General features: G+C 72.9%; 24 protein-coding genes. 15 read left to right on the forward strand and 9 right to left on the reverse strand.

Annotation, left to right across the window (positions count from 1 at the left end; genetic code table 11):
• Positions 1-86: 86 nt before the first annotated feature.
• From ACGFIE_RS19105 to ACGFIE_RS19130, 6 genes are all read left to right on the forward strand, one after another.
• Positions 87-542 (forward strand): SRPBCC family protein, encoded by a 456-nt coding sequence (locus ACGFIE_RS19105; RefSeq protein WP_393296255.1) that lies wholly within the window; start codon positions 87-89, stop codon positions 540-542.
• Between the two features lie 31 nt (positions 543-573).
• Positions 574-1,266 carry a hypothetical protein gene (locus tag ACGFIE_RS19110; RefSeq protein ID WP_393296257.1) on the forward strand — a complete coding sequence of 231 codons (693 nt, stop codon included), beginning with the start codon at positions 574-576 and terminating at the stop codon, positions 1,264-1,266.
• Positions 1,267-1,342: 76 nt separating this feature from the next.
• A complete protein-coding gene (locus tag ACGFIE_RS19115) occupies positions 1,343-2,290 on the forward strand; it encodes an ROK family glucokinase (RefSeq protein ID WP_363683094.1) in 948 nt (315 codons plus the stop codon).
• An 11-nt stretch (positions 2,291-2,301) separates the two neighbouring features.
• The gene (locus ACGFIE_RS19120) at positions 2,302-3,006 is read left to right on the forward strand and encodes an endonuclease/exonuclease/phosphatase family protein (RefSeq protein ID WP_393296259.1); all 705 of its coding nucleotides are present in this window, start codon (positions 2,302-2,304) and stop codon (positions 3,004-3,006) included.
• Positions 3,007-3,119: 113 nt separating this feature from the next.
• Entirely contained in the window at positions 3,120-4,526 is a 1,407-nt protein-coding gene (locus ACGFIE_RS19125; protein ID WP_393296261.1) for a flavin-containing monooxygenase, read from the forward strand.
• A 126-nt stretch (positions 4,527-4,652) separates the two neighbouring features.
• Positions 4,653-5,447 carry an alpha/beta hydrolase gene (locus ACGFIE_RS19130; RefSeq protein WP_393296414.1) on the forward strand — a complete coding sequence of 265 codons (795 nt, stop codon included), beginning with the start codon at positions 4,653-4,655 and terminating at the stop codon, positions 5,445-5,447.
• A 16-nt stretch (positions 5,448-5,463) separates the two neighbouring features.
• On the opposite strand, the gene ACGFIE_RS19135 is transcribed toward ACGFIE_RS19130, so the two are convergent.
• From ACGFIE_RS19135 to ACGFIE_RS19145, 3 genes are all read right to left on the reverse strand, one after another.
• The gene (locus ACGFIE_RS19135; RefSeq protein WP_393296263.1) at positions 5,464-6,945 is read right to left on the reverse strand and encodes a trehalose-6-phosphate synthase; all 1,482 of its coding nucleotides are present in this window, start codon (positions 6,943-6,945) and stop codon (positions 5,464-5,466) included.
• Positions 6,946-7,113: 168 nt separating this feature from the next.
• A complete protein-coding gene (locus ACGFIE_RS19140; RefSeq protein ID WP_393296265.1) occupies positions 7,114-7,974 on the reverse strand; it encodes a DUF308 domain-containing protein in 861 nt (286 codons plus the stop codon).
• A gap of 314 nt (positions 7,975-8,288) precedes the next feature.
• Entirely contained in the window at positions 8,289-11,801 is a 3,513-nt protein-coding gene (locus tag ACGFIE_RS19145) for an adenylate/guanylate cyclase domain-containing protein (protein WP_393296416.1), read from the reverse strand.
• Positions 11,802-11,979: 178 nt separating this feature from the next.
• Here ACGFIE_RS19145 and ACGFIE_RS19150 point away from each other — a divergent pair, with 178 nt between their 5' ends.
• Entirely contained in the window at positions 11,980-12,177 is a 198-nt protein-coding gene (locus tag ACGFIE_RS19150; RefSeq protein WP_363683084.1) for a hypothetical protein, read from the forward strand.
• Between the two features lie 124 nt (positions 12,178-12,301).
• On the opposite strand, the gene ACGFIE_RS19155 is transcribed toward ACGFIE_RS19150, so the two are convergent.
• The gene (locus ACGFIE_RS19155; RefSeq protein ID WP_007463121.1) at positions 12,302-12,994 is read right to left on the reverse strand and encodes a Crp/Fnr family transcriptional regulator; all 693 of its coding nucleotides are present in this window, start codon (positions 12,992-12,994) and stop codon (positions 12,302-12,304) included.
• A 306-nt stretch (positions 12,995-13,300) separates the two neighbouring features.
• Here ACGFIE_RS19155 and ACGFIE_RS19160 point away from each other — a divergent pair, with 306 nt between their 5' ends.
• The 5 genes from ACGFIE_RS19160 to ACGFIE_RS19180 all read left to right on the forward strand — a co-directional run bounded on the left by ACGFIE_RS19160 (position 13,301) and on the right by ACGFIE_RS19180 (position 17,088).
• Positions 13,301-13,798, forward strand: coding sequence for a polyadenylate-specific 3'-exoribonuclease AS (locus ACGFIE_RS19160; RefSeq protein ID WP_393296418.1), 498 nt, complete (start codon positions 13,301-13,303; stop codon positions 13,796-13,798).
• Positions 13,799-13,874: 76 nt separating this feature from the next.
• Positions 13,875-14,378, forward strand: a complete 504-nt coding sequence (locus ACGFIE_RS19165; protein ID WP_363683082.1) for a pyridoxamine 5'-phosphate oxidase family protein — start codon at positions 13,875-13,877, stop codon at positions 14,376-14,378.
• Between the two features lie 158 nt (positions 14,379-14,536).
• On the forward strand, positions 14,537-15,565 hold the full coding sequence (locus ACGFIE_RS19170; protein WP_039906634.1) for a 6-phosphofructokinase: 1,029 nt from the start codon (positions 14,537-14,539) through the stop codon (positions 15,563-15,565).
• Positions 15,566-15,729: 164 nt separating this feature from the next.
• Positions 15,730-16,548: a pyrroline-5-carboxylate reductase gene (proC, locus tag ACGFIE_RS19175; protein ID WP_393296267.1), complete on the forward strand. Its 819-nt coding sequence runs from the start codon at positions 15,730-15,732 to the stop codon at positions 16,546-16,548.
• A gap of 189 nt (positions 16,549-16,737) precedes the next feature.
• Entirely contained in the window at positions 16,738-17,088 is a 351-nt protein-coding gene (locus ACGFIE_RS19180; RefSeq protein ID WP_393296269.1) for a DUF2203 domain-containing protein, read from the forward strand.
• Between the two features lie 100 nt (positions 17,089-17,188).
• Here the strand turns inward: ACGFIE_RS19180 and ACGFIE_RS19185 are convergent, their stop codons facing one another.
• From ACGFIE_RS19185 to ACGFIE_RS19205, 5 genes are all read right to left on the reverse strand, one after another.
• Positions 17,189-17,860: a class F sortase gene (locus tag ACGFIE_RS19185; RefSeq protein WP_393296271.1), complete on the reverse strand. Its 672-nt coding sequence runs from the start codon at positions 17,858-17,860 to the stop codon at positions 17,189-17,191.
• Positions 17,830-18,684 (reverse strand): DUF4397 domain-containing protein, encoded by an 855-nt coding sequence (locus ACGFIE_RS19190; protein ID WP_393296273.1) that lies wholly within the window; start codon positions 18,682-18,684, stop codon positions 17,830-17,832. Before ACGFIE_RS19190 ends, ACGFIE_RS19185 begins: the two co-directional genes overlap by 31 nt.
• Positions 18,685-18,802: 118 nt before the next feature.
• Positions 18,803-19,474 (reverse strand): class I SAM-dependent methyltransferase, encoded by a 672-nt coding sequence (locus tag ACGFIE_RS19195; RefSeq protein ID WP_393296275.1) that lies wholly within the window; start codon positions 19,472-19,474, stop codon positions 18,803-18,805.
• A gap of 262 nt (positions 19,475-19,736) precedes the next feature.
• The gene (locus ACGFIE_RS19200; RefSeq protein WP_393296277.1) at positions 19,737-20,411 is read right to left on the reverse strand and encodes an NADPH-dependent F420 reductase; all 675 of its coding nucleotides are present in this window, start codon (positions 20,409-20,411) and stop codon (positions 19,737-19,739) included.
• 189 nt (positions 20,412-20,600) lie between these two features.
• On the reverse strand, positions 20,601-21,095 hold the full coding sequence (locus tag ACGFIE_RS19205; protein WP_393296279.1) for a glutathione peroxidase: 495 nt from the start codon (positions 21,093-21,095) through the stop codon (positions 20,601-20,603).
• Between the two features lie 165 nt (positions 21,096-21,260).
• Between ACGFIE_RS19205 and ACGFIE_RS19210 the strand changes: the two genes are divergently transcribed.
• From ACGFIE_RS19210 to ACGFIE_RS19220, 3 genes are all read left to right on the forward strand, one after another.
• Entirely contained in the window at positions 21,261-22,898 is a 1,638-nt protein-coding gene (locus ACGFIE_RS19210) for a glycosyl hydrolase family 18 protein (protein ID WP_393296281.1), read from the forward strand.
• A 261-nt stretch (positions 22,899-23,159) separates the two neighbouring features.
• Complete coding sequence (locus tag ACGFIE_RS19215) at positions 23,160-23,666, forward strand: nuclear transport factor 2 family protein (RefSeq protein ID WP_393296283.1); 507 nt, start codon at positions 23,160-23,162, stop codon at positions 23,664-23,666.
• 104 nt (positions 23,667-23,770) lie between these two features.
• Positions 23,771-25,177: a class II 3-deoxy-7-phosphoheptulonate synthase gene (locus ACGFIE_RS19220; RefSeq protein ID WP_393296285.1), complete on the forward strand. Its 1,407-nt coding sequence runs from the start codon at positions 23,771-23,773 to the stop codon at positions 25,175-25,177.
• Positions 25,178-25,195 lie beyond the last annotated feature (18 nt).

The following is a 25,195-nucleotide window of genomic DNA, read 5'->3' on the forward strand; positions in this document are numbered from 1 at the left end:
CCCATCCACGGCTGTCGGCTCTGTCGAAACCTACCCGGCGGGGGCGGCGCGGCGTGCGGGCGGTACCCGCCGGGTAGCCTCCCCCCATGGCGGACTCCTCCACCCAGTCGATCATCATCGGCGCGTCACCGGACCGGGTGGCGGCGGTCATCTGTGACTTCCCGAGTTACCCGGAGTGGACCGAGGCGGTGCGCCACGCCGAGGTGATCGAGGAGTACGAGGACGGCTACGCGAGCCAGGTGCGTTTCGCCATCGACGCCGGCGTGATGGCCGACGAGTACGTGCTCGCCTACGAGTACGCCGAGGACCTGTCCCGCGTCGAGTGGCACCTGCTCGCCCCCTCCCGGATGCAGAGGAGTCAGCGCGGCTCGTACGACCTCGTGGCGAACCCGGACGGGAGCACCACTGTGACGTACAAGCTGGAGGTCGAGCTGTCGGTGGGGATGCTCGGCATGTTTCGGCGCAAGGCCGAGAAAATGATCATGGACACCGCGTTGAAGCAGCTCAAGCGCCGGGTAGAAGCAACCGGTGCGGCGCAGTGACGCGTCCGGCGGCAGGGTAGAGGAGCCGACTGTGGGCGGAACGGATCCGGGTTCGGCCCGGGAAGAGGCGGAGCGTCTGGTCGCCACCCTGCTCGCGGGGGCGCGACTGGCCTCCGGCGGGTCGGCGGGCGGCGCGTTCGGCCCGCTGGGCGGGATGCTGGCCGGTGTCCTCGGTCACAGTGCCGCTCCGGGCGGCGGCACCCACGGCGGTGGTGGTTTCGCCACCGGTTCGCCGGAATGCTGTGTCTGCCCGGTCTGTCGCGGCATCGCCGCGTTGCGCGACCCGAGTCCGGAATTCGCCGAACGGCTCGCCACCGGCGCCGGAGACCTCGCGGCCGGCGTGGCCAGCCTGCTCCGCGCGTTCGCGCCACCGGAGCCGCCGCCGACGAGTGCGTCGGAGCCGTCCGCGCCGACGTGGCCGGCATCCGCCGCGAGCAGCGACGACGAGGCACCGACCTCCGCAGCGCCCGAGCGGTCCGCCGAAGCCGCCGACGCGCACGTGTGGCGCGATGCCACCCGTACCGGGCATGATTCTCAGCCGGCGCCGGAGCGGGATGTCTGGTCGGTCGCCACCCGGTCGGCGGGCCCATCCGCCCCGGCCACCGCAGCACCCGTCGACGACGCCGGGTCGGTGGCCGCACCGGTGCCGACCAGCCGACCCGCGGTGCCCGCGTCGCGGGCGTCCGACGACACCGGCGCGGACGCGCCGGGCGGCGGCGCCTGAGCGCGGGACATCGCGATCCGGACCGGCGTGCCATCGGCGCGCGGGCCGGAGAGCACAGCAGAGGGGAGCGGCAGCGGTGACGCTGACCATCGGAGTCGACGTCGGTGGCACGAAGGTGGCCGGCGGTGTCGTGGACGACACCGGCACGGTTCTCGTGCAGAGCCGACGGGACACTCCCGCCGATGACGTCGGCAAGACCCGCGACGTCATCATCGAGCTGGTCGGCGAGCTGGCCGCCGGGCGGACGATCGAGGCCGTCGGGATCGGCGCGGCCGGCTGGATCGACGCCACCCGCTCGACAGTGCTCTTCGCCCCGAACCTGGCCTGGCGTGACGAGCCGCTGCGTGAGTACGTAAGCGCCGCCGTGGGCGTGCCGGTGATCGTGGAGAACGACGCCAACGTGGCCGCGTGGGCCGAGTTCCGCTACGGCGCGGCCCGGGACGCCGACGACTCCATGATCATGTTCACCATCGGCACCGGCGTCGGCGGCGGCATCGTGCTCGGCGGCGAGCTGATGCGCGGCGCGCACGGCGTCGCCGCGGAGCTGGGCCACATGCTTGCCGTGCCGGACGGGCACCAGTGCGGCTGTGGGCGGCTGGGCTGCATCGAGCAGTACGCCAGCGGCAGCGCCCTGGTCCGTTTCGCCCGCGCCGGCGCCCGGCAGGAACCGCAGCGAGCCGCGGCCCTGCTGGACCTGGCCGGTGGCGAGGCCGAGGCGATCACCGGGCACATGGTGACCGCCGCCGCGCAGGGCGGCGACCCGGTCTCCGCCGAGGCGTTCGCGCAGATCGGCCGGTGGCTGGGCACCAGCCTCGCCGACATGGCGCAGATCCTCGACCCGCAGACCCTTGTCGTCGGCGGCGGCGTGATCGACGCCGGTGACCTGCTGCTCGGCCCGACGCGCCGCTCGTATCTCGACGCGCTCGCCCAGCGGGGTCGCCTGCCGGTGGCCGAGGTGCTGCCCGCCGAGCTGGGCAACAGCGCCGGCGTGATCGGCGCGGCCGACCTGGCCCGCCGGATCTGAGGCGGCAGGCGATGGGCGAGGCTGTCGGCGTACCGCTGCGCGTGGTGTCGTACAACATCCACAGCCAGCGCGACGACACCGCCGCGCTGGCGGCGGTGGTCCGGGCCGCGAGGCCGGACGTGGTGATCGTGCAGGAGGGGCCCCGCCGGTTCCGGTGGCGGCAGAAGTCCGCCACGCTGGCCGAGTCCTTCGGCCTGGTGGTGGCCGCCGGCGGTCTGCCCGCCCTGGGCAACCTGTTGCTGACCAGCCTGCGGGTGCAGGTGCGCGGCACCCGTTGTGAGCGCTTCCCGCTGACACCGGGTCGGCACCTGCGTGGCGCCGCGTACGCCGACTGCCGGGTCGGCGACGCCCGGTTCACCCTCGCCGGCTCGCACCTGTCCACCGACCCGGCCGAGCGGCCCGCCCAGGCCGCCGAGTTCCGGCGCGGGCTGGCCGCGGCGAGCAGTCCGGTGGTGGCCGGGGCCGACCTGAACGAGGGCCCGGACGGTCCGGCCTGGGCCACTGTGGCGCGTGGCCTGACCGACACGGCGATCGCCGCCGACCGGGCGGACCGGCTCACCTACTCGTGCGCCGACCCGCGCCGACGCATCGACGCGCTGTTCGTCGATCCCCGGATCAGCGTGGTCGACTACGACGTGGTGGACACTCCGCAGACCCGCCGGGCCAGTGACCACTTCCCGGTCCTCGTCGACCTGCTGCTGCCCACCGCGGGCTGACCCCCACCGGCCGGACCCGCCGATCGGTCCGCGCCGGGGCTGGACATCCGGCTCCGTTGTGGAGAGGATTTCGCGGCGACCGGCACCCGTGCCGCACAAAAGGAGATGTCCCGGTGTCCACCTCCACCGACCACGGCCGGCCCGACCCGGATGCGATTCCGTCCGCGCAGAGCCGCGACGGCCGTCCGCTCTCCGACCGGGGCGACACGGTCTGCGTCATCGGGGCCGGGGCCAGCGGCCTGACGGCCATCAAGAATCTGCGTGAGCACGGGTTCGGGGTGGACTGCTACGAACGGGAGACAGGCGTCGGCGGCGCCTGGAACTGGCGGCACGACCGCAGCCCGGTGTACGCCAGCACCCACCTGCTGTCGTCGAAGCCGTTCACCCAGTTCCCCGACTTCCCGATGCCGGACTCATGGCCGGACTATCCGCACCACAGCCAGCTCCTGGCGTACTTCGAGCGGTACGCCGACCACTTCGACCTGCGGTCGCACGTCTGGTTCGGCACCGAAGTGATCCGGGTGGAGCCCGCCGAGGGGGACCGCTGGGACGTGACCACCCGTTCCACCGGCGGCTACGGGCCCGAGCGCACCTCCCGGTACGCCGCCGTGGTCATCGCCAACGGGCACAACTGGTCGCCGAAACTGCCCCGCTACGAAGGGCTGGAGGAGTTCCGCGGCGAGATCATGCACGCGTCGTCCTACAAGGACCCGGCGCAGTTGCGCGGCAAGCGGGTGCTGGTCGTCGGCGCCGGCAACACCGGCTGTGACATCGCCGTCGAGGCCGCCCAGCAGGCGTCGCGCTGCTGGCACTCCACCCGACGCGGCTACTGGTACGCGCCGAAGTACGTCCTCGGGCGCCCGGCCGACCAGGTCAACGACGCCCTGCTGGCGATGCGGGTGCCGCTGCGGGTCCGCCAGTGGCTCTACCACTGGACGCTGCGCCTGACCGTCGGCGACCTGACCCGTTTCGGCCTGCCCAAACCCGACCACCGGGTGTACGAGACGCACCCGATCGCCAACAGCCAGCTCGTCTACTACGTGGGTCACGGCGGGATCGGCCCGGTGCCCGACCTGGCCCGCTTCCGCCCGTACGCGGTGGAGTTGGCCGACGGCCGCGAGATCGACCCCGACCTGGTCATCTTCGCCACCGGTTACCTGCCGCGGTTCGAGTTCCTGGACGCCTCGGTGTTCGGTGACAGCGCCGGCACTGGCCGGCCCACGCTCTGGCTCAACGCCTTCACACCGGGGCACCCCACGCTGGCGGTCGCCGGCCTGGTGCAGCCGGACTCCGGGATCTTCACCCTGTCGCACTGGCAGACGGTGCTCTTCGCCCGGCTGTTGCAGGCCCGTCGGGACCGGCCGGAGCGGGCCGCGGCTTTCGCGCAGCGGGTGCGCGACCGGGCCGGGGAGCGCTACTCGGGGCAGGTGAAGGACAGCAGCCGGCACTGGTTCGAGGTCGGGCACGCCGACTACCTGCGCGCCGTCCAGCGCGCCCTGCACGACCTGGAGGCCAAGTGAGCGCGAGGAGTGAGCTTGCGAGCCCCGCAGTCGCGAACGAAAGGCGAGCCCGGTGAGCGCGAGGAGTGGCCTTGCGAGCCCCGCAGTCGCGAACGAAAGGCTGAACCAGTGACCGAGCTGCGGATCATGCGGGGGCGGGAGTGGTCCCGGCCGGTCCGGCCGGCGCGACGTGAGGTGCTCAGTGCCATTCCCGAGGTGGAGGAGGGGCGGCCTCCGCTGCTCTTCGTGCCCGGGTTCGGCCACGGTGCGTGGGCGTTCGCCGAGCACTGGTTGGGCCACGCCGCGTCGCGGGGCTTTCCGGCGTACGCGCTGAGCCTGCGGGGGCACGGCGGCAGCGAGCCCGCGCCGGAGGCGACGCTGCGCGCGTACGCCCATGATGTGGTCCAGGTGGCGGCGGGCCTGCCGCGCCAGGCGGTGCTGGTGGGGCACGGCGCCGGGGCGCTCGTGGTGGCGCACGCGCTGGCGCGTTACCCGGCGCGCGGCGCGGTGCTGGTCGCGCCGGTCTTCGGTGGCTGGGGCATGTTGTCCACGGCGCTGCGCCGCAACCCGGCCGGGACGCTGCCCGCGGTGTTCGGTGGGCCGCTGCGGCTCAGCCGCGCGCAGCTGTTCAGCCGCGAGCTGCCCGACGAGGAGGCCCGGCGGCACGTGGCGCGGCTGGGCCGGGCCGGTCGGCGGGCGCAGTGGGCGCTGCTGGGCGAGCCGGAGGCCGAGCCGGCCGTGGGCGCGCCGCCGGTCCTGGTGCTGGGCAGCCCCGACGACCGGGTCGTGCCGGCGTCGACGTTGACGCGGATCGCCCGCCGGTACGGGTCGGCGCCGCTGCTCTTTCCCGGCATGGGGCACGACCTGATGCTCGACGCACGCTGGGCCGAGCCGATCGACGCGATTCTCGACTGGCTGGAGAAGGAGCCCGCGGCGCGCTGAGTGGGCGTGCCCCCGGTCAGCCGCCGGCGTGTTGCGTGGCAGTGGTGACCCGGGTCGCCGGGCGCGGCACCACGGCGGCGCCGTCGGTGCTGGTGAGGCGGCTGACCATGGCGCCGCTCTCGTCCAGGGCGCTCAGGTAGGAGCGTGCCCAGGCCCGGATGTCGTGCTGGTGCAGGTGGGCGCGCATGGCCCGCATGCGTGCGGTGACGTCGGCGGGGCTGGCCCGCAGCGCCGTCCGCAGCGCCTGCTTGAGCCCCTCCAGGTCGTGCGGGTTCACCAGGTACGCCTGGGACAGCTCGGCGGCCGTGCCGGCGAACTCGCTGAGCAGCAGCGCGCCGGTGTCGTCCACCCGGGCGGCGACGTACTCCTTGGCGACCAGGTTCATGCCGTCGCGCAGCGGAGTGACCGCCATCACGTCGGCCACCCGGTAGAGCGCGGCCAGTTCGGCCCGGTCGAAGGGCTGGGTGAGGTAGTGGATGGCGGGCTCACCGACCCGGCCGAACTCGCCGTTGATCCGGCCGACCTCACGCTCGATCCGTTCGCGCAGGATCTGGTACTGCCCGACGCGTTCCCGGCTCGGCATGGCGACCTGCACGAGCACCGTGTCGCGGACCTTGACGTCGCCGCTGGCGAGCAGTTCGCTGTACGCCTTGAGCCGCTGCTCGATGCCCTTGGTGTAGTCCATCCGGTCCACGCTGAGGATGACCTGACGGGGATCGCCGAGATCCTGGCGGAGACGGCGGGCCCGCGCGGCCACGTCGGGGCGGGCGGCGAGGGCGGCCATCTCGGCGGTGTCGATGGAGACCGGAAAGGCGCCGATGCGGACCACCCGGTCGTCGATCCCGATCCGGCGGTCGGTGGCCGGCAGCTCCAGCACGCGGGTGACCAGTTGGGCGAAGTTGTGCGCTGCCTGGGCGCGCTGGAAGCCGACCAGGTCGGCGCCGAGCATGCCGCGCAGCAGTTCGGCGCGGCGGGGCAACTGCATGAACAGCTCCGGGGGTGGGAACGGCACGTGCAGGAAGAAGCCGATGCGCAGGTCGGGGCGCAGCGCGCGCAGTAGCCCGGGGACCAGTTGCAGGTGGTAGTCCTGCACCCAGACGACGCCACCCGGCTCGGCCACCTCGGCGGTCGCCTCGGCGAAGCGCTGGTTGACCCGCTGGTACGCCTCCCACCAGCGGCGGTGGTGCTCGGGTTGCTCGACCGCGTCGTGGTAGAGCGGCCAGAGGGTGGCGTTGGCGAAGCCCTCGTAGTGGTCGCGCAGATCCTCCTGGCTGAGGGCGACGGTGTGCATGTGGACGCCGTCCACGTCCGGCAGGGCGGGCGCCGACCCGGTGCCGCCGGCCCAGCCGACCCAGATCGCCGGGGTGTGCCGGAGCAGGGGGTGCAGCGCGCTGACCAGCCCACCCGGGCTGCGGCGCCACTCGCAGGCCCCGTCGGGCGCCTGGCTGTCGTCGATGGGGAGGCGGTTGGCCACCACCACGAGGGAACTCTGTCGCATCTCGGGCATTCCGATCAGCAGAGGACTGACCGCCACGAGCAAGGAAAAACCGGTCAGTCAGCGGGGGAAGTGACGTACAGCGGTATTCCTACTGACAGTAAGTTACACCATTGTTACGCCCCGGGCGGGGGCGTCGTCGTCCCGCGATGCGGTCGGCGGGCGCGGGCGTCAGACGACGGCGCCGTTGTCCGGGTCGTCGTCGTTCTCGTCGCCGGGGCGCAGCCGCCAGATCAGCGTGACGAAGCCGGCCAGGATGCCTGTGAACCCGAACAGGGTGACCGCCGAGCGGTCCACCGGGAGCAGCGACGGGAAGAGGAAGAGCACGAACCCGACGACCACCGCGAGCGCGCCGACCACCGCGTACTTGGAGATCCGCGGCAGCGGCGGCGGGGGTGGCGGGTGGTAACCCTCGTCCTCGTCGTCGTCGGGCAGGTCGGCGCCGAAGGTGTCCAGACCGTCCAGCAGCGAGGGCTCGTCGCCCCGGGTGCTCCGGCCGACCGAGATCCCGGAGAAGTCGGTCGCCGACGGCAGTCGACGAACGTCGGTGGCGGTCGGCCCGGGCTCGTCGGCGCCGGAGCGGGCGAGCGGACCGGCCGTCGACTCGTCCCGGGTGTCCCGGTCGTCGTGCTCGTCCACGTCCTCCGCCGCCGGCCACGGGCGTTCGTCGGCCGTCGAGGTGGTGTGGAAGCCGGCCACGATGCGGGCCCACTCGGCGTCGATGTCCGGCTCGTCGCGGGCCGGCGGCTCCTCCGGGGCGCTCTCGTCGGCGAGTTGCGTGAGGTAGTCGCGGGCGGTGGTCAGGTGCGAGCGGTCGACGTAGAGCCGGTCGACCGGGCGGGCCGGAACCGTGGTGGTGCGGGTGACCGGGTTGAGGTCGGCGGAGGGCTGCAGGTACGCGGCGATCCCGCCGGCGGCCAGCACGTCGAGCAGGTGCTCACCGACGCGCGGATCGACGTCGCCGACGATGGCGTACTCGCTAGCGTCGAGCCCGTTGTCCCGCCGTCCCCGGCGGGCCCCACCCGCTGACACCCGGCAATCCTCCTCAACGCGCCCTGCGGCGCGGCCCCCTCGACGCCCGTCCGCACGCCGTGCTCTGAATCGTGACACGTCGGAGGCCGGTTCCGGGAGTGCGTTGTGTCGCGTCTTCCAAAGTCAGGGGCGCTGCCGCAGGTCGCGGCGGTGGCTCTTTGTCCGTTCTTGCGCGACACGTGCGATCTCGGTGATCGTTGGCAGCGGAGTCACTCGACACGCCGTGCGCCGCACTGATGAGCTGCCGGCGATCGAGGCGGCACCTCGACCCCGAGCCTCGTCCGCGGTGGTGGTCGGTGCCCGCCCGAGTCGTCTCAGCAGGCCACGGCCGGCCCGGTGGGGCTGATCGGCCGGCCGGCAAGCGCCAGCAGGCCCGGGGCGTCGTTACGCAGCGCGAAGGTGCGGACCTCGGCCCGCGGCACCCGGGCGCCCACCGGGTCGCCGGCGCGGGTCAGCTCCGCCGCCGCGAGGGCCAGCGCCAGAACCCGGTCGCTGACGTCCGGGATCCGCCCGTACGTCTCGGCCGCCGCCAGGTGCAGCTCGGCCGCCCGCCGGTGGTCGCCGTCGGCGGCCGCCACCGCCGCCGTCACCGTCCGCAGCGCCGCCTCCGACCACGGTGTCCGATGCCCGACCCGGTCGAGCATCGCCCGAACCCGCACGGAGGTGTCCCGCCCGGCCAGGGCTGCGGCGTACGAGGCGGCGGCGATCCACTCCCCACTGGCCAGCGCCGGCACCGCCGACCACGACCGGTCCAGCTCGTCGATCAACGCCGCCGCCTCGGTGTCGCGGCCCTGCAGCGCCCGGCACAGCGCCGCCATGCTCAGCATCGTCCAGCGCAGCCGGTGGAAGTCGCTGCGCCGCGCGGTGGTCAGCGCGTCGATCAGATCGGCCGGATCCTCGTCGTCGCGCAGCACCAGCAGGCAGCAGCGCAACCCCCGTACCTGCATGTCCCAACTGCCGGTCGGCGTGTCCACGAACGCCTCCGCCGCGGCGAGCAGCCGGCCGAAGTCACCCTCGAACCAGGCCCGCATCGCCTCGGCCGAGTAGCTGGTGGTGAGAGTCTGGCCGCTGGCCGTACGCGCCGGCGCGGCCGAGAGCAGGGCGTTCGAGCGCAGCCAGTCGCCCTCCTCGCGGATGGCCCAGGCCAGGTTCTGGGTGGCCCGGGGCAGCGCGAGCAGCTGACCGGCGCGGGCGAACTCGACTATCGCGTGCAGCTCGTCCAGGCCGACCCTGTCACCGGCCTGGTAGCGGGCGGTGGCAGCGGTGATCCGCGCGTTGGTGCGCGTCTCGGTCAGGCCCAGCCGCTCCGCGATCTCCGCCGCCGTGTCCGCCGCCGACACGGCCGGGTCGCGCTCGTAGTTGAGCATGTGCAGGCGGCCCAGCTCGGCGTACGCGTCGGCCTTCTGCGGGCTGTCCGGCAACGACTCGAACAACTGGACCGCGCGATCCAGGCAGGCCAGCCCGTCGCCCCGGTCGGCGCGCAGCCAGGCGGCCTGGCCGAGCAGCGTCCACGCCCGTGCGGCGCACGCGTCGTCGCCGTGCGCCGACAGCCGGTCCGCCAGCGTGTGCACCTGCTCCGGCCCACCCCCGGAGAGGAACGCGTTGCCGTCGCGGTAGAACGAGATCTCCGTGCTGAGCAGCTCCAGTTGCAGCCGGCCCACCGGGTCGCTGTCGTCGGCCAGGCCCAGCGCCCGACCCGCGTGGCTCGCCGCCGCGTCCAGCCCGTGCAGGGCGTACGCCCGGCGGGCCGCCCGGTGCAGCGCCTGCCGCGCCGGCCCCGCGTACCGGCGGACCGGCATGCCCAGCGAACGCGCGATCTCGTGGGCCGCCCAGCGGTGGTGGGCGAGGACCTCCGCCAGGTCGGTGTCGCGGCTGTGCGACAGGGCGTCGAGCCAGTCCGCCGCCCGCTCGTGCCGCGCCACCCGCTCGGTGCGCGGCAGCCGCTGGTAGCAGACGTCGCGCACCAGCACGTGCCGGAACCGGAACTCCGCCTGCCCGGCCATCGTCGACGCGGCCTGCTCGTGCACGAAGTCGCGCTGCTCCAGCCGGCGCAGCGCGCGCTCGACCGACTCGACCGGTTGCCCCAGCGCGGCGGCCACCGCACCCGGCCAGAACTGCACCCCGACCACCGAGGCCGCCAGCAGCACCGAGCGGTCCTTGGCGTCCAGCAGGTCCACCCGGTTGGCGATCACCGCGTGCACGCTCTCCGGCATGGTCAGTTCGAGTTGCTTGTCCAGCGACCAGCCCCGCCCGGACTGGCGCAATGCGCCCTGTTCGATGAGCATCCGGACGTACTCGTGCGCGTAGAGCGGGTTGCCGCCGGCCACCTCGATGAGCGGGGTCAGCATGTCGGCGGAGAACGCGGCCTGGCCGAACAGGTGCGCGTACAGGGCGGCGATGCCTGTGTCGCGCAGGGGCGGCAGGGTGATGGTCACCGAGCCGGTGATGGACCCGGCCCAGCTCGGATCCCGGTCGACCAGCTCCGGACGGGCGGTGCAGAGCAGCAGCAGCGGCGCTTCACGGGCCGCCGCCCCGAGCAGTTCCACGAAGCGCAGCATCGCGTCGTCGGCCCAGTGCAGATCCTCGAAGACCAGCACGGTGGGGCGGCGGGCGGCCAACGCCAGCAGGAACCGCCGCCACGCCGACTCGGCCTCCTCCGCAGGCAGCGGCGTGCCGGGCAGCCCGACCAGCGGGCGCAGGGCGTCCACCACCCGGTCCCGCTCGCCCGGGCCGATCAGCTCGCTCACCGCGCCGGCCAGCCGCTGCGCCGCGCTGGAGGCCGGGTCGGTGTCCAGGATGCCGGCCTCGGTCTTGACGATGTCGGCAAGCGCGGCGAACGTGACGTTCTCCCCGAACGGCGGGCAGCGCCCCGTCCGCCACGTCAGCGGCTCGTCGACCAGCCGGCCCGTGTGCCGGTACAGCTCGCGCAGGAGCCGGCTCTTACCGATGCCGGCCCGACCGAAGATCGTCACGACCTGTGGCAGCCGGTCACGCAGCGACCGGTGCAGGGCGTTGACAAGCATGCCCAGCTCGTGTTCCCGGTCGACAAGCGGCGTGGTGTCCGGCTCGCGGTCCGTCGGCAGGCGCCGCAGTGGCGACAGCGCCAGCCACACCTCGGTCGGCGACGACCGGCCGCGCAGGGTGACCGGGGGCTGCTCCTCGTAGCGGATGGTGTCCCTGGTCAGCGCGTGCGTGGTGCCGCACACCAGCACCCCGCCCGGAGGCGCGACCGACTGCATCCGGGAGGCCGTGTTCACCACGTCGCCGGCCACGATCGCCTGCCCGCCGTCGCGGGCCGCGGCCACGTCGACGAGGGCCTCCCCGGTGGCCACCCCCACCCGGAACCGCATCTCCGTGCTGCCGGTCGGCCCGAACCGGGTGAGCACCCGCTGCAGCTCCAGCCCGGCCCGCACACAGCGCAGCGCGTCGGTCTCGGTGGCGATCGGCGCCCCGAACAGTGCCATCACCGCGTCGCCGATGTACTTCTCGACCACCCCGCCGTACTGGCCGACGACCCGGCGGGCCGCCGAGAAGAAGCCGGTCTGCATGCCACGGACCTGCTCCGGGTCAGCCCGCTCGACGTACGGGGTGAAGTCGATGAGGTCGACGAAGAGCACGCTCACCCGGCGGCGGTCCTCCTGCGGGGTGGCGGCGGTCGCCCGGTCCGCCCCCGGCCGGGGTGACCCGCACGAGGTGCAGAACGTGACGTCCGAGGCGAGCGGGCGGAGGCAGTGCGGGCAGACGGCACCCAGCTCGGCACCGCAGCCACCGCAGAAGCGGTCGCCGTCGGCGGCCGTGCGTCCACAGCGCCCACACTGCGCGGCGATGACACACCCTCCATGGCGAACCGGGCCGACGCCCCCCGTCGTCCCGTCACAGGGAGTATCCCCGCCCGCGCGCCTGTCAGGTAACCGGCCTGTTGGCTTGTGGACAGTCCACCAAGGGTCTGGCGGACTACATTCAGTCCGCCACATCTTCGATCAGCGACCAGAGGGGGACAGGTCAATGGTGTACGTCAAGCTGGAGAGCGACTGGACCGACGGCAAGGGGGTCAGTCACTCCGCGGGCGAGTCGGTGGACGTCGACGCCGCCACGCTGGCCACGCTCCAGGCCGAGGGCATCGTCAGCGAGCAGTCCCACGGCCCGGGTGGCGAGGGCAAGGGCCCGGACAAGTGGGCCGGCCCGGGCAGCCCCGGGGTCTGAACCGCGCATCGGTGAACTGACGACCCGGCCGGGCCGCCCACGGGCGACCCGGCCGTGTCATGTCCAGGTGTGCCGCGGCGTCGAGCGGCTCGGCGGTCGTCGACGCCGGAACCGCAGCGGCGGCTCAGCGGTCGTTCATGCCGGCGCGGCGGCGCAGCGCGGCCACGTCGGTGACCACGATCCGGCGGCCCTCGGTCCGCAGCCAGCCACGGCTGGCGAAGGAGCCGATGGCCTGGTTGACGCTCTGGCGGGAACCGCCGGCCATCTCGGCGAGCTGGCTCTGGTTGAGTTCGATCGTGATCATCGGGGCCTGGCTCTCGCCGGCCAGTCGGACCAGCGTCTTGGCGACCCGACCGGGCAGGTCGAGGAAGACGTGGTCGGCGTTCTGCTCGGTGAGCCGGCGGATCAGCCCGCCCAGCGAGCGCATCACCGCGTCCAGGATGCGCGGGTTGGAGTGCACCAGCTCCATGAACGCGCCCCGGGAGAGGGCCAGCGCCGCGCAGTCCTCGATGGCCTCGGCCGACGCGGACCTGGTGGAGGCGTCGAGCAGGGAGACCTCGCCGAGCACGTCCGGCGGACGGATCACCGACAGGACAGCCCGCTCGCCTGTCGGCGCGGTGCGGAAGACGGCGACCGCGCCGCGGCGCAGCACGATCAGCGACTCGCCCGGGTCGTTCTCCACGAAGAGCAACTGCCCCTTGCGGTACGTCCGGGGGACGGCGGCCGCGATGACACGCTGGCGCACCTCGGGCTCCAGCCCGGCGAACATCTCGACACCCGTGAGCGCGTCACCCGGCTCCGGCAGGCGCATCTCCACGGCCCAACCCCTCCCCGGTCATGGACCACACAATCGCTCACCGGGTGAACCTGATGGCCCTGACAAGGTGAACTGACACCGATTCGGCGTCCGGTAGCGGTACACATCAGATCATGACGGTCCGGTCGCTTGCTGTACACCCCTCGAAGCACTTCCGTGACCGTCGCGAGCTGTGCGTACCCCCTGCCCGGGCCCTTCGTCGCAGGTCGGCGGCCCGGGTCGTCGCTGGTCCGCGGCGGACCGGCCGGGGATCGCACCCGGGACCCGCCGGGTGTCGCCGCCCGGCGGTGGGCGAGGATGGCCGGAATGGTCTACCGCTATTTCTACGACTGCGAGTTCATCGAGGACGGCCGGATCGTCGACCTCGTGTCGATAGGTGTCGTCGACGAGTACGGCCGCGAGTTCTACGCGGTCTCCACCGAGTTCGACGACTCCCGTGCCGTGCCCTGGGTCCGGCGCAACGTGCTGGACCGGCTGCCGTCGCCGGCGGACCGGGCCTGGCGTTCCCGGGAGCGCATCCGTGACGACCTGTACGACTTCCTCATGGAGCCGATCCGGGACCGGCCGGGGGAGCAGATGGAGCTGTGGGCCTGGTACGCGGCGTACGACCATGTGGTCCTCGCCCAGCTCTGGGGTGCGATGCCGGCGCTGCCCCGGGAGATCCCCCGGTTCACCAAGGACCTGCGGCAGCTCTGGGACGACAGGGGCCGGCCGACCCTGCCGGACGCGGACGCGGCCCGGCACGACGCTCTGGTCGACGCCCGGCACAACGTGGCCCGCTGGCGGGCGATGACGGCGCGCTGAGGTCGTCGTACCTTTGCAGGTTTGGCCGGTTCTGTCCCGGGCATCGGTTCGACCAGTCGAGCCGAGGGAGACTGCCATGAGCAACGATCCGACAAGCGTCGCCGAGGCCCGGGCGCGGGTCACCGAGCTGGTCCGCGCCGCACGGATCTGCATGCTCACCACGATCGCGCTGGACGGGCGACAGGTGAGCCGGCCGATGGGGCTGCAGGAGGCCGAGTTCGACGGTGACCTGTGGTTCTTCGCCTACGCCGACTCGGCCAAGGCCCGCCAGATCCGGGTGAATCCGGAGGTCAACGTCGCCTTCTCCGACCAGAAGCACAACGCCTGGGTGTCGGTCTCGGGCACCGCCAGCGAGGGCTTCGACAGAGAACGCGCCGAGCGGCTGTGGAACCCACTGCTCAAGACCTGGTTCCCGGACGGGCTGGACACGCCCGGTCTGACCCTGATCAAGGTGCACGCCAGCTCCGCCGAGTACTGGGACTCGCCGAGCAGCACCGTGGTCAACCTGCTCGGGTTCGCGAAGGCCGCCGTCACCGGCCATCCGCCGGCGGCCGGCGAGAACCACGAGGTGACCTACTGACCCGTCGCCCCCGGGGCGCGCTGTCGTCGCGCAGGCAGGCCGACTACAGTGCGCAGTGACGGCCCGCCCCGGGCCGGCAATGGCGCCGATGGTCTGACCTGACACATACCCTGGGGCATATCGGGCTTTACCTGATGCTCCAGGAGGATGAGCGGATCATGCGTATCGGCGTGCTCACCGGCGGCGGCGACTGCCCGGGTCTCAACGCGGTCATCCGGGCGGTGGTCCGCAAGGGCGTCGCCACCTACGGTCACGAGTTCGTGGGCTTCCGGGACGGTTGGAAGGGCCCGCTGGAGGGTCTGTCCCGTCCCCTGGGCATCGCGGACGTCCGCGGCATCCTGCCCCGCGGCGGCACCATCCTCGGCTCGTCCCGGACCAACCCGTTCAAGATCGAGAACGGCGTCGAGCGGATCAAGGACAACCTCGCCGAGCAGGGCGTCGACGCGCTGATCGCGATCGGCGGCGAGGACACCCTCGGCGTGGCCACCAAGCTCTACGAGCTGGGCGTGCACGTGGTCGGCGTGCCGAAGACGATCGACAACGACCTGGGCGCCACCGACTACACCTTCGGCTTCGACACCGCTGTCAACATCGCGATGGAGGCCATCGACCGCCTGCACACCACCGCGGAGAGCCACCACCGCACCCTGGTCGTCGAGGTGATGGGCCGGCACGCCGGCTGGATCGCCCTGCACGCCGGCCTGGCCGGCGGCGCCAACGTGATCCTGCTGCCCGAGCGGCAGTTCGACGTCGACCAGGTGGCCGGCTACGTCGAGAAGCGCTTCCAGCACCAGTACGCCCCGATCGTGGTGGTCGCCGAGGGCGCCCAGCCGCTGGACGGTCAGATGGTGCTCGCCAACCAGGAGCTGGACTCCTTCGGCCACGTCCGCCTCGGCGGCATCGGCCAGTGGCTGGCCGAGCAGCTGGAGGCCAAGACCGGCAAGGAGGCCCGCACTGTGGTGCTGGGCCACATCCAGCGCGGTGGCACCCCGACCGCCTTCGACCGGGTGCTCGCCACCCGCCTGGGCCTGCAGGCCATCGACGCGGTCAACGAGGGCGACTGGGGCAAGATGGTTGCGATGCAGAGCACCGACATCGTCCGGGTCCCGCTGGCCGAGGCCACCCGCGAGCTGAAGACGGTGCCGCTGGAGCGGTACGAAGAGGCCGAGGTCTTCTTCGGCAGCTGATCGACGGTACGCGGCGCGGCGGCCCTCGCGGTCGTCGCGCCGCCAACCGACGTTCGACGGCGCGTACGGCCCCGCGGCCACGCCGCGCCGTGACCCGACGTTCGACGGCGCAGCGGGCGTGTGGCCCGTCGCGCCGCAGCACGACGCGAGGGGGTACGGCCGAGATGTCAGCCGGGGTGCACACGGTCGCGGTGATCGGCGCGGGCAAGATCGGCGAGCTGATGCTCTCCGGGCTGCTGCGCTCCGGATGGCCTGTGGAGCGACTGCTCGCCACCGCCCGCCGACCGGCCCGCGCCGAGGAGTTGACTTCCCGCTACGGCGTCCGGGTGGTCGACAACCTGACCGCCGTGGACGAGGCGGCGGTGCTCGCGGTCTCGGTCAAGCCACAGGACGCCGCCGCCCTGCTGGACGACATCGGCCCCAAGGTGCCTGCCGACAAGCTGGTGATCTCGCTCTGCGCCGGCCTGCCCACCAGCTTCTTCAACCGCCGGCTGCCCGAGGGCACCCCTGTGGTCCGCGTCATGACCAACACCCCCGCGCTCGTCGACGAGGCGATGACTGCCATCTCGGCGGGCGCGTACGCCACCGGGGAACACCTCGCCCTCGCCGAGGAGATGTTCAAGCCCCTCGGCCAGACCATCCGGGTGCCCGAGTCACAGCAGGACGCGGTCACCGCACTGTCCGGCTCCGGTCCGGCCTACTTCTACCTGCTGGTCGAAGCCATGATCGACGCCGGGATCCTGCTCGGACTGCCCCGGCAGGTGGCGCACGAGTTGATCGTGCAGACCGCGATCGGCTCCGCCGTGATGCTGCGTGACTCCGGCGAGCACCCGGTCAAGCTGCGCGAGGCGGTCACCTCGCCGGCCGGCACCACCATCTCCGCGATCCGCGAGCTGGAGAAGCACGGCGTCCGCGCGGCGCTGCTCGCCGCGCTGGAGGCCGCCCGGGACCGCGCACGCGAACTGGCCGCCCAGGCCGACTGACGTCTCGGCGAGCGGGCCGCGCCCGCCGACCGACACGTCCCGCGACTTGCCGGGCGTGCGCGGCGCGGCAGTTGCGCGACTCGGGGGGTGCCGCTGCGGCAGTTGCGGGACTCGCCGGGCGTGGGCGGCGCGGCAGTGGCGCGACTCGCGGGGGCGTGCGCGGCGCGGCCCGTGGCGCATACTGGCGGCGTGTTCACACTCGCTCAGGCCCGGCACCTGGTGGCCACCCTGCAGCCGCGGGTCGACGAGCTGATCCGGCTCCGCGCCGACCTCGCCGAACTGCGCGTCGACCTGGCCGACCACGGCGTCAGCGCGCTCGGTGGGCTGGCCGAGGTGAAGGGGTTGGAGGCCCGGCTGCACGGCATCGTCGAGGAGCTGCACCAGCACGAGATCCAGGTCAAGGGCATCGCGCCGGTGCTGCTCGACTTCCCCGGCGAGCGGGCTGGCCGTGCGGTGCTCTGGTGCTGGCTGGAGGGCGATTCTGACGTGCGCTGGTACCACCGCGCCGAGTGCGGCTTCGCCGGCCGCCGCCCGATCTGACGCTGGGCCCGCCGGCTCCCGTTCATGATCGACTCGGGATTCGGGAATCCGGGGCATCCGGCCGAGCCGGACACCCCCGACTTCCAGGAAGGCGAGTCGATCACCCGTCGGCGACCGCGAACACCACGACGTTGTCCCGGTAGTGCCCGCGCCGCCTGTCGAAGTCGCCACCGCAGGTGACGAGACGCAGCTCCGGCCCGGGCGTCGGGCCGTAGACCACGGCCGTCGGGAAACGATCCTTGCGGGTACGCAGCGACCCGGTCACGCGGAACGACAGCCACCGTCCGCCGCGCCACACCTCGACCCGGTCGCCGGAACGCAGCTCATCGAGCCGGGCGAAGACCGCCGGGCCGCTCCGCGAGTCCAGGTGCCCGGCGAGCACGGCCGGACCCGTGTCACCGGGCGCCGGGCCCCCGCCGTACCAGCCGGCGGTGTCGAATTCGGTGGGCGGAACGAGCGCGCCCGCACGGTCGAGGCCCAACACCGTGAGCCCCGAGTCGACGCCGATGCGCGGTACGCGTACCCGAGTGGGTGGACCCGCCGGACGCGGCGACGCGGCCACCGACGGGCAGCCGTCGGCACAACCGGGGTGCCAGCTCGCGGCCGGCGGCGGCGGGCCGGTCGTGGCCAGCCCGACCCCCGTCCCGGCGGCCAGACAGACAGCCGCGCCGGCCGCGACCAGCGCGGCCAGCGGCGCCCGGCGGTCGCGGTGCCGTCGGATCGCGGCGGCGGGCCCGACGCTCACCAGGTGGTGCGCCGCCGCCGACGCCACAGGAGCACGCTCGCCACGCCGGCCGCCGCGGCCAACCCGCCGGCCATCAGGGGGTACGCGCCGAGCCCCGCACCGGACGTGCCGCCCGCGCCGGTGTCCACCCCACCCGCGGGTACGACGGAGCCGCCCTCGGCGTCGCGGCGCAGTTCCGCCGTGAGCCCGCCCTGCTTGCCGTCGAGCACCAGCAGCGAGTAGACCGCGCCGCCGGTGAGCCGCACCTCGGCGTCGGTGCTCGGGCCGCCCGCGCCGGTCAGTCGCAGCCGCCAGGCGCCCGGTTCGACCTGCTGGTAGTCGGTCGTGGTGGCGAACTGCACGCCGTCGGCGATCGTCGGCCCGTCGGCGGCGGCCACGTCGAGGACGGGCGTCCGCACGGACGCCTGCACGACGCGCACCTTGGCCCGGCCCTGCGCGGGAGCGCTCAGATCGTCGGTGAGCACCCGCAGTCCCAGGTCGGCGTGCCGGCCGACGCCGGCCACCGTGTACGCGCGGCCGCTGACCACCGCGACCTCGGTGGTGAGCACCGGTGGCTCGCTGGCGGGGGTGCCGGCCACGCGCATCGCCACCGCGTAGCGGCCCGGGGGCAACTTGAGGTAGTCGGAGACCACGCCGTAGCCGACGCCCGGGAACACCTTCGGCTTCGCGGCGTCGGGGGCGGCCAGGTAGACGTCGACGGCCGGAGTGTCGGGGGAGAGGTGAGCGAGCCGGACATATCCGACGGTGTCCGCGCTGGCCGGTGCCGCAGTGGCGGCGGCGAGGGCGGTGCCGAGCAGGAGCGCGCCAGCGCCGGCCAACAGCCGACGGGACGCGGTACGAAGCGTGTGCATGTCGCCTCCGGAAGGCACGTTCGGTGAACGGGCGGCAACCCACGGACAGAGTCCCGTGTGTGGGACTCCATCGCAAGTTGTACACGCGAACTTTCTCGCGCGTCCCGGGGCGGGGGCCTTACCGGTGGCGTTCGGCGAGGAAGCCGAACAGGTCCGGCACGCCGCCCGAGCTGGCCTCGACGAACCGGACCGGTCGGAGGCCGGCGGCCACTGTCGCGTTGAGCAGGTCGGCCAGCGGAACGTGCCACGCGCCGACCCGGACCCGGACGCCCTCGGTGTTCCAGCTGTCGAAGCTGCGGGACCGGTCGGCGTAGCGCTCGTCGACGACGACGCTCGGATGCCGACCCCAGTCGGCGAACGCGCCCACGAAGCACGGGTGCACGCCCACGTGCACGAACCGCCCGCCCGGGCGCAGCACCCGGCCGACCTCGCGCAGCACGGCCGGGTAGTCGGGGACGTCGGTGCTGGACAGGACGCACATCGCGGCCGGCAACGACGCGGCGGCGATCGGCAGGGCGCCCGCGTCACCCCGGGCCACCGGTAGTCGCCCGCGCGCGTGCCGCAACTGGCCGCCGGACAGATCGACACCCAGCGGCGTCCAGCCCAGGTCGCCCGGCACCGAGGCGTGCGTGCCGGTGCCGCAGCAGATGTCGAGGCAGGGGCCCGCACCGGTTCCGAGCAGGTCCGCGACTGTCGCGTGCACTCGTCGGAGATAGTCGCCGCCACCGGAGATGAAGCCCTCGTACCAGTCCGCGTGGGCGTCGTACGCGGGTGTGCTCGTCGCTCCCATCCACCGATGCTACGAACGGACGCCCGACACGCGGTCCCCGTTCTCCCGAGGGCAGACGCCACGCGTCGCGCTCGGCTCAGGCGGTGACGGTCCTCTGTCCTCGGTCGATGCGGGATCGCCGGGCGGCGCTGGCGTGAGGAGCAGGGCCGACGTGTCGCGTACGCCGCGGACGGCCGGCCCGTCGCCGGCTACGACGACGAACTCGCCGCCGTCCTGGCGACGGCCACCGGATAGGCGGTCGTCCCAGGGCGACGGCGGGTACTCAGCGGGTGGCGGCGGCCAGCGCGGCGCGCAGCTTCTCGGCGTCACCCGGTGCGGGGCTCTCCCAGTCGGTAGGCGTCGCGGAGTAGATCGTGCCGTACGCCGGGGTGTCCGGCTGGTAGCGCCACCCCTCGGCCAGCGACCCGGCGTCCACCGCGTCGTAGCCGATCCGGTCCAGGAAGGCGGTCACCTCGGCCTTCGCGGCGGCATCGTCACCGGCGATCGCGAGGGCGCTGCGGTCGGCCGCCCCGGACGGCCGGGGGAGCGCGGCCAGGGCCTTGAAGTAGATGTTGTTGAAGACCTTGACCACCCGCGAGGTCGGCAGGTGCTGCTGGAGCAGCTCGCTGCTGGTGGTCTCGCCGGCGTCCAGCTCGGGGAACGCGCCGTCGCGCTGCGGGTAGTAGTTGTTGGTGTCGATGACGACCTTGCCGGCCAGCGGCTCCGCGGGCACCGCCCGGTACGCCTTGAGCGGCACGGTGACCACCACCAGGTCGCCGACCTGGGCCGCGTCCTGCGCCGTGCCGGCGCTGGCCCGTTCGCCCAGCTCGTCGACCAGTTCGGTGAGCGTCTCCGGCCCGCGCGAGTTGCTCAGCACCACGTCGTAGCCGGCGGCCACCGCCAGCCGGGCCAGGGTGCTGCCGATGTTGCCGCTGCCGATCAGTCCCACTGTTGTCATGCTTCTTCCCAACTTCGTCCACCCACGACGCATTCCCGACCGGCGCGGTGGGTTATTCCGGCGGTCCAACACCGAACCCCGGCCGCGCCACGAGCGGGTCGTGCACAACGTACTGCTCAGGCGCACCGCCGACCGGTCCTGCGGGAACGTTCCACTCCTCCGGTGGGCGGCGGGCTGAGCCGGAGGGAGTCAGGCGGGGGTGGGGAGGGTCTTCTCGATGGCGGTGCGGAGGTCTTCTGCTTCCGGCTCGACAGTGGGGGCGAAGCGGGCCGCGACCGTGCCGTCCGGGGCCACCAGGAACTTCTCGAAGTTCCAGCGGACGTCCCCGGTGTGCCCGTCGGCGTCCGGAGTCTCCACAAGCGCGTCGTAGAGCGGGTGCCGGTCGGGCCCGTTCACGTCGACCTTCTCGGTCAGCGGGAAGGTCACCCCGTAGTTGACCTGGCAGAAGTCGCTGATCTCGGCGGCGGTGCCCGGCTCCTGCCCGGCGAACTGGTTGCACGGCACGCCCAGCACCACCAGGCCACGCTCGCCGTAGGTGTCCGCGAGGGTCTGGAGGCCTGCGTACTGCGGGGTGAGGCCGCAGCGGGAGGCGACGTTGACCACCAGCAGCGCCCGGCCCCGGTACTGGGCGAGGTCGGCGGGCCCGCCGCTGAGGGCGTCGATCGGGATGTCGAAGACGGTCATGGGCCGAGGCTACGCGCAGCGTGAGGAGCCGCGAGACGGGGTGGGCAGGGGCACTCCACGCACCAGAGGAAATCGAAACATGGACATCTTGACGAAGTGATGACGGCGTGAGTACCGTCTCACCATCTCTTTTGGAAAGTTTCCTAACAGTTCGGGAGACGCCTCATGACAAGATCGCTCCGCCGGGCCCTCTGGGCCGGTGCCGTGGTCGCCGTGACCGTCGCGGCGGTGCCGATGACGACCGCGTTCGGCGCCGGCACGGTCACCACCACGTTCACCAAGGCGCAGGACTGGGGGACCGGTCACGAGACGAAGGTGACCGTGACCAACGGTTCCAGCGCCACGGTCGCCACCTGGCGCATCGAGTTCGACCTGCCGTCGGGCACCACCATCAGCAGCGCGTGGGACGCCGACGTCACCAGCAGCGGCAACCACTACGTCGCGGTCAAGAAGAGCTGGGCCGGCGGGCTCGCGCCGGGCACCTCGTTCAGTTGGGGCTACAACGGCACCGGCGCCTACAAGGCGCCGCTGAACTGCACCGTCAACGGCGCGCCGTGCGGCGGCGGTGGCACTCCGACCACCCCGCCGGCCACTACCGCGCCGCCGACCACGGCCCCGCCCACCACGGCCCCGCCCACCACGGCACCCCCGACCACGGCCCCGCCGACCACCACCCCGCCGAACACGGGCGGCAAGAAGGTTGTCGGCTACTTCGCCGAGTGGGGCGTCTACGGGCGCAACTACCACGTCAAGAACATCCAGACCAGCGGCTCGGCCGCCAAGCTGACCCACATCCTGTACGCCTTCGGCAACACCACAGGCGGCCGCTGCACCATCGGTGACAGCTACGCCGACTACGACAAGGCGTACACCGCGGCGGAGAGCGTGGACGGCGTCGCCGACACCTGGGACCAGCCGCTGCGGGGCAGCTTCAACCAGCTGCGCAAGCTCAAGCAGCTGAACCCGCACCTCAAGGTGATCTGGTCGTTCGGTGGCTGGACCTGGTCCGGCGGCTTCACCCAGGCCGCGCAGAACCCGGCCGCGTTCGCCGAGAGCTGCTACAACCTGGTCGAGGACCCGCGCTGGGCCGACGTCTTCGACGGCATCGACGTCGACTGGGAGTACCCCAACGCCTGCGGTCTGAGCTGCGACACCAGCGGCCCCAACGCGTTCAAGAACGTGATCGGCGCGCTGCGGTCGAGGTTCGGCTCCAGCGCCCTGGTCACCGCCGCGATCACCGCGGACGGCAGCAACGGCGGCAAGATCGACGCCACCGACTACGCCGGCGCCATCGGCAACCTGAACTGGCTCATGCCGATGACGTACGACTACTTCGGCGCCTTCAACGCCCAGGGCCCCACCGCCCCGCACTCGCCGCTCACCTCGTACACCGGCATCCCGCAGCAGGGCTTCAACTCCGACGCGGCGATCCAGAAGCTCAAGAGCAAGGGCGTCCCGGCCAACAAGCTGCTGCTCGGCATCGGCTTCTACGGTCGGGGCTGGACGGGCGTCACGCAGGCCGCACCGGGCGGCAGCGCCACCGGCGCGGCGCCGGGCACCTACGAGGCGGGCATCGAGGACTACAAGGTCCTCAAGAACACCTGCCCGGCCACCGGCACGGTCGCCGGCACCGCGTACGCCAAGTGCGGCAACAACTGGTGGAGCTACGACACCCCGTCGACCATCAACGGCAAGATGACGTACGCGAACAACCAGGGCCTCGGTGGCGCGTTCTTCTGGGAGCTCTCCGGTGACACCAGCAACGGCGAGCTCATCGGCGCCATCAAGGGCGGCCTCGGCTGAGCCGAAGGTCGGCGCACCACCCACACGAGCGGGGAGGGGCCCGCACCGCCTCTCCTCGCCCGTGACGCAGCGACCCGGTCGACGCCAAGCGTCGACCGGGTCGCCGGCCGTGGGTGGGTCGACCGGGTCGCCGGCCGTGGGTCGGTCGGCCTGGTCGCCGGCCGTGGGTGGGCGGCCGGACCGCCGGCCTTGGGTGGGTCGGGCCCGATGTGGCAGACTCGCGGCTCGGCACGTCTCGATTTCCCGTCGACGGAGGTGGTCATGCGCCCGATTCACCGCAGGCTGGCGGCGACCGCCGCCGGGCTGGTGCTGCTCCCGGCAGCCCTGGTCGGCTGCGGGATCGGCGGCGGTGACGAGGACGAGTCGACAGCCGAGCCCGCGAAGGCCCCCGCCGAGGAGGCCGGCACCCGCTCCCGCGAGCGCGTGCAGGCGTACCTCGACGCGATGACCGCCAAGGACGTCGCCGCCGGCCGCAGCCAGCTCTGCGAGCTGCTGCACGACGGGTTCGACCTCGCCGCAACCGGCCCCAACGGCGACTTCGCCGACCACTTCCAGGTGCCCGCGGCGACCATCACCGGCGTCCGGTCCGGCCCGCGCGGCCAGGAGGTGAGCGTCTCGGTCTCGGTCACCGCCGGCAAGAGCAAGGTCACCCGCCCGCTGGTGTTCACCGTCACCCGTGACGGCGGCGACTGGTGCATCGCAGGGGAGGCCCCGGGCAGGACGACCGCCCCGTCGTCGCCGGCAGTCCCACCGCGCCCCAAGGGTTAGCCCTCGCCGCCTCCAGAGCAGAGCCAGGGATTTTGATCTCCCATCTGCCGGAACCGTCCCCCTCGCCGCCCGGGCACGCCCACGGTCGCCGTACGCTTTCTCTCATGCGCCATGAGTGGCATCAGCTGAGCCATCCCGCGGTGGGCAGCCCGGGCCTGCAGACCAGCCGTCCGACCGTCGACTCCGCCGAGGACGCCGCCCTCGGTCTGGATCGCTGGCGGGACCTGCCCCGCGAGCAGATCCCACCGTGGTCCGATCCGGCCGCCGTCGCCCAGGTCTGCAAGGTGCTCGACACCGTGCCCTCGGTCGTCGCGCCCTATGAGGTGGACCAGCTCCGACAGAAGCTGGCCCTGGTCTGTGAAGGCAAGGCGTTCCTGCTCCAGGGCGGTGACTGCGCCGAGACCTTCGTCGACAACACCGAGAGCCACCTGCTGGCCAACGCCCGTACCCTGCTCCAGATGGCGATCGTGCTCACCTACGGCGCGTCGCTGCCGGTGGTCAAGGTCGCCCGGGTCGCCGGCCAGTACACCAAGCCCCGTTCGCTGCCGACCGACGCACGTGGCCTGCCCGCCTACCGCGGCGACATGATCAACTCGCTGGAGGCCGACCCGGCCGCCCGGGTCGCCGACCCGCAGCGCATGATCCGGGCGTACGCCAACTCGGCCGCCGCGATGAACATGTTGCGGGCGTACCTCGCCGGTGGGCTCGCCGACCTGCACGCGGTGCACGACTGGAACAAGGGCTTCGTCCGGACCTCCCCGGCGGGGGAGCGCTACGAGGCGATCGCCCGGGAGATCGACCGGGCGTTGGCCTTCATCCGGGCCTGCGGGATGACCGACGACGAGGCGTTGCGGACGGTCACCCTCTACTGCTCCCACGAAGCCCTCGCCCTGGAGTACGACCGGGCGCTCACCCGGGTCTCCGACCGCCGGGCGTACGGGCTGTCCGGGCACTTCCTCTGGGTCGGCGAGCGCACCCGGCAGATCACCGGCGCGCACATCGACTTCATCTCCCGGATCGCCAACCCGATCGGCGTCAAGCTCGGCCCGACCACGTCCCCGGACGAGGCCATCGAGCTGTGCGAGAAGCTCAACCCGGACAACGTCCCCGGCCGGCTCACCCTGATCAGCCGGATGGGCAACCACCGGGTCCGGGACGCGCTGCCGCCGATCGTCGCCAAGGTCACCGCGTCCGGCGCCAAGGTGGTCTGGCAGTGCGACCCGATGCACGGCAACACCCACGAGTCGTCAAACGGCTACAAGACCCGGCACTTCGACCGGATCGTCGACGAGGTGCTCGGCTACTTCGAGGTGCACCGTGGCCTGGACACCCACCCGGGTGGCATCCACGTCGAGTTGACAGGTGAGGACGTCACCGAGTGCCTCGGCGGCGCCCAGGGCATCGAGGACCTCGACCTGCCCGACCGGTACGAGACCGCCTGCGATCCGCGGCTGAACACCCAGCAGTCGCTGGAGTTGGCCTTCCTCGTGGCGGAGATGCTCCGTGGCTGACGCGAGGAGTGAGCTTGC

The organism is Micromonospora sp. NPDC049275 (assembly GCF_043197115.1).
Classification (GTDB): Bacteria; Actinomycetota; Actinomycetes; order Mycobacteriales; family Micromonosporaceae; genus Micromonospora.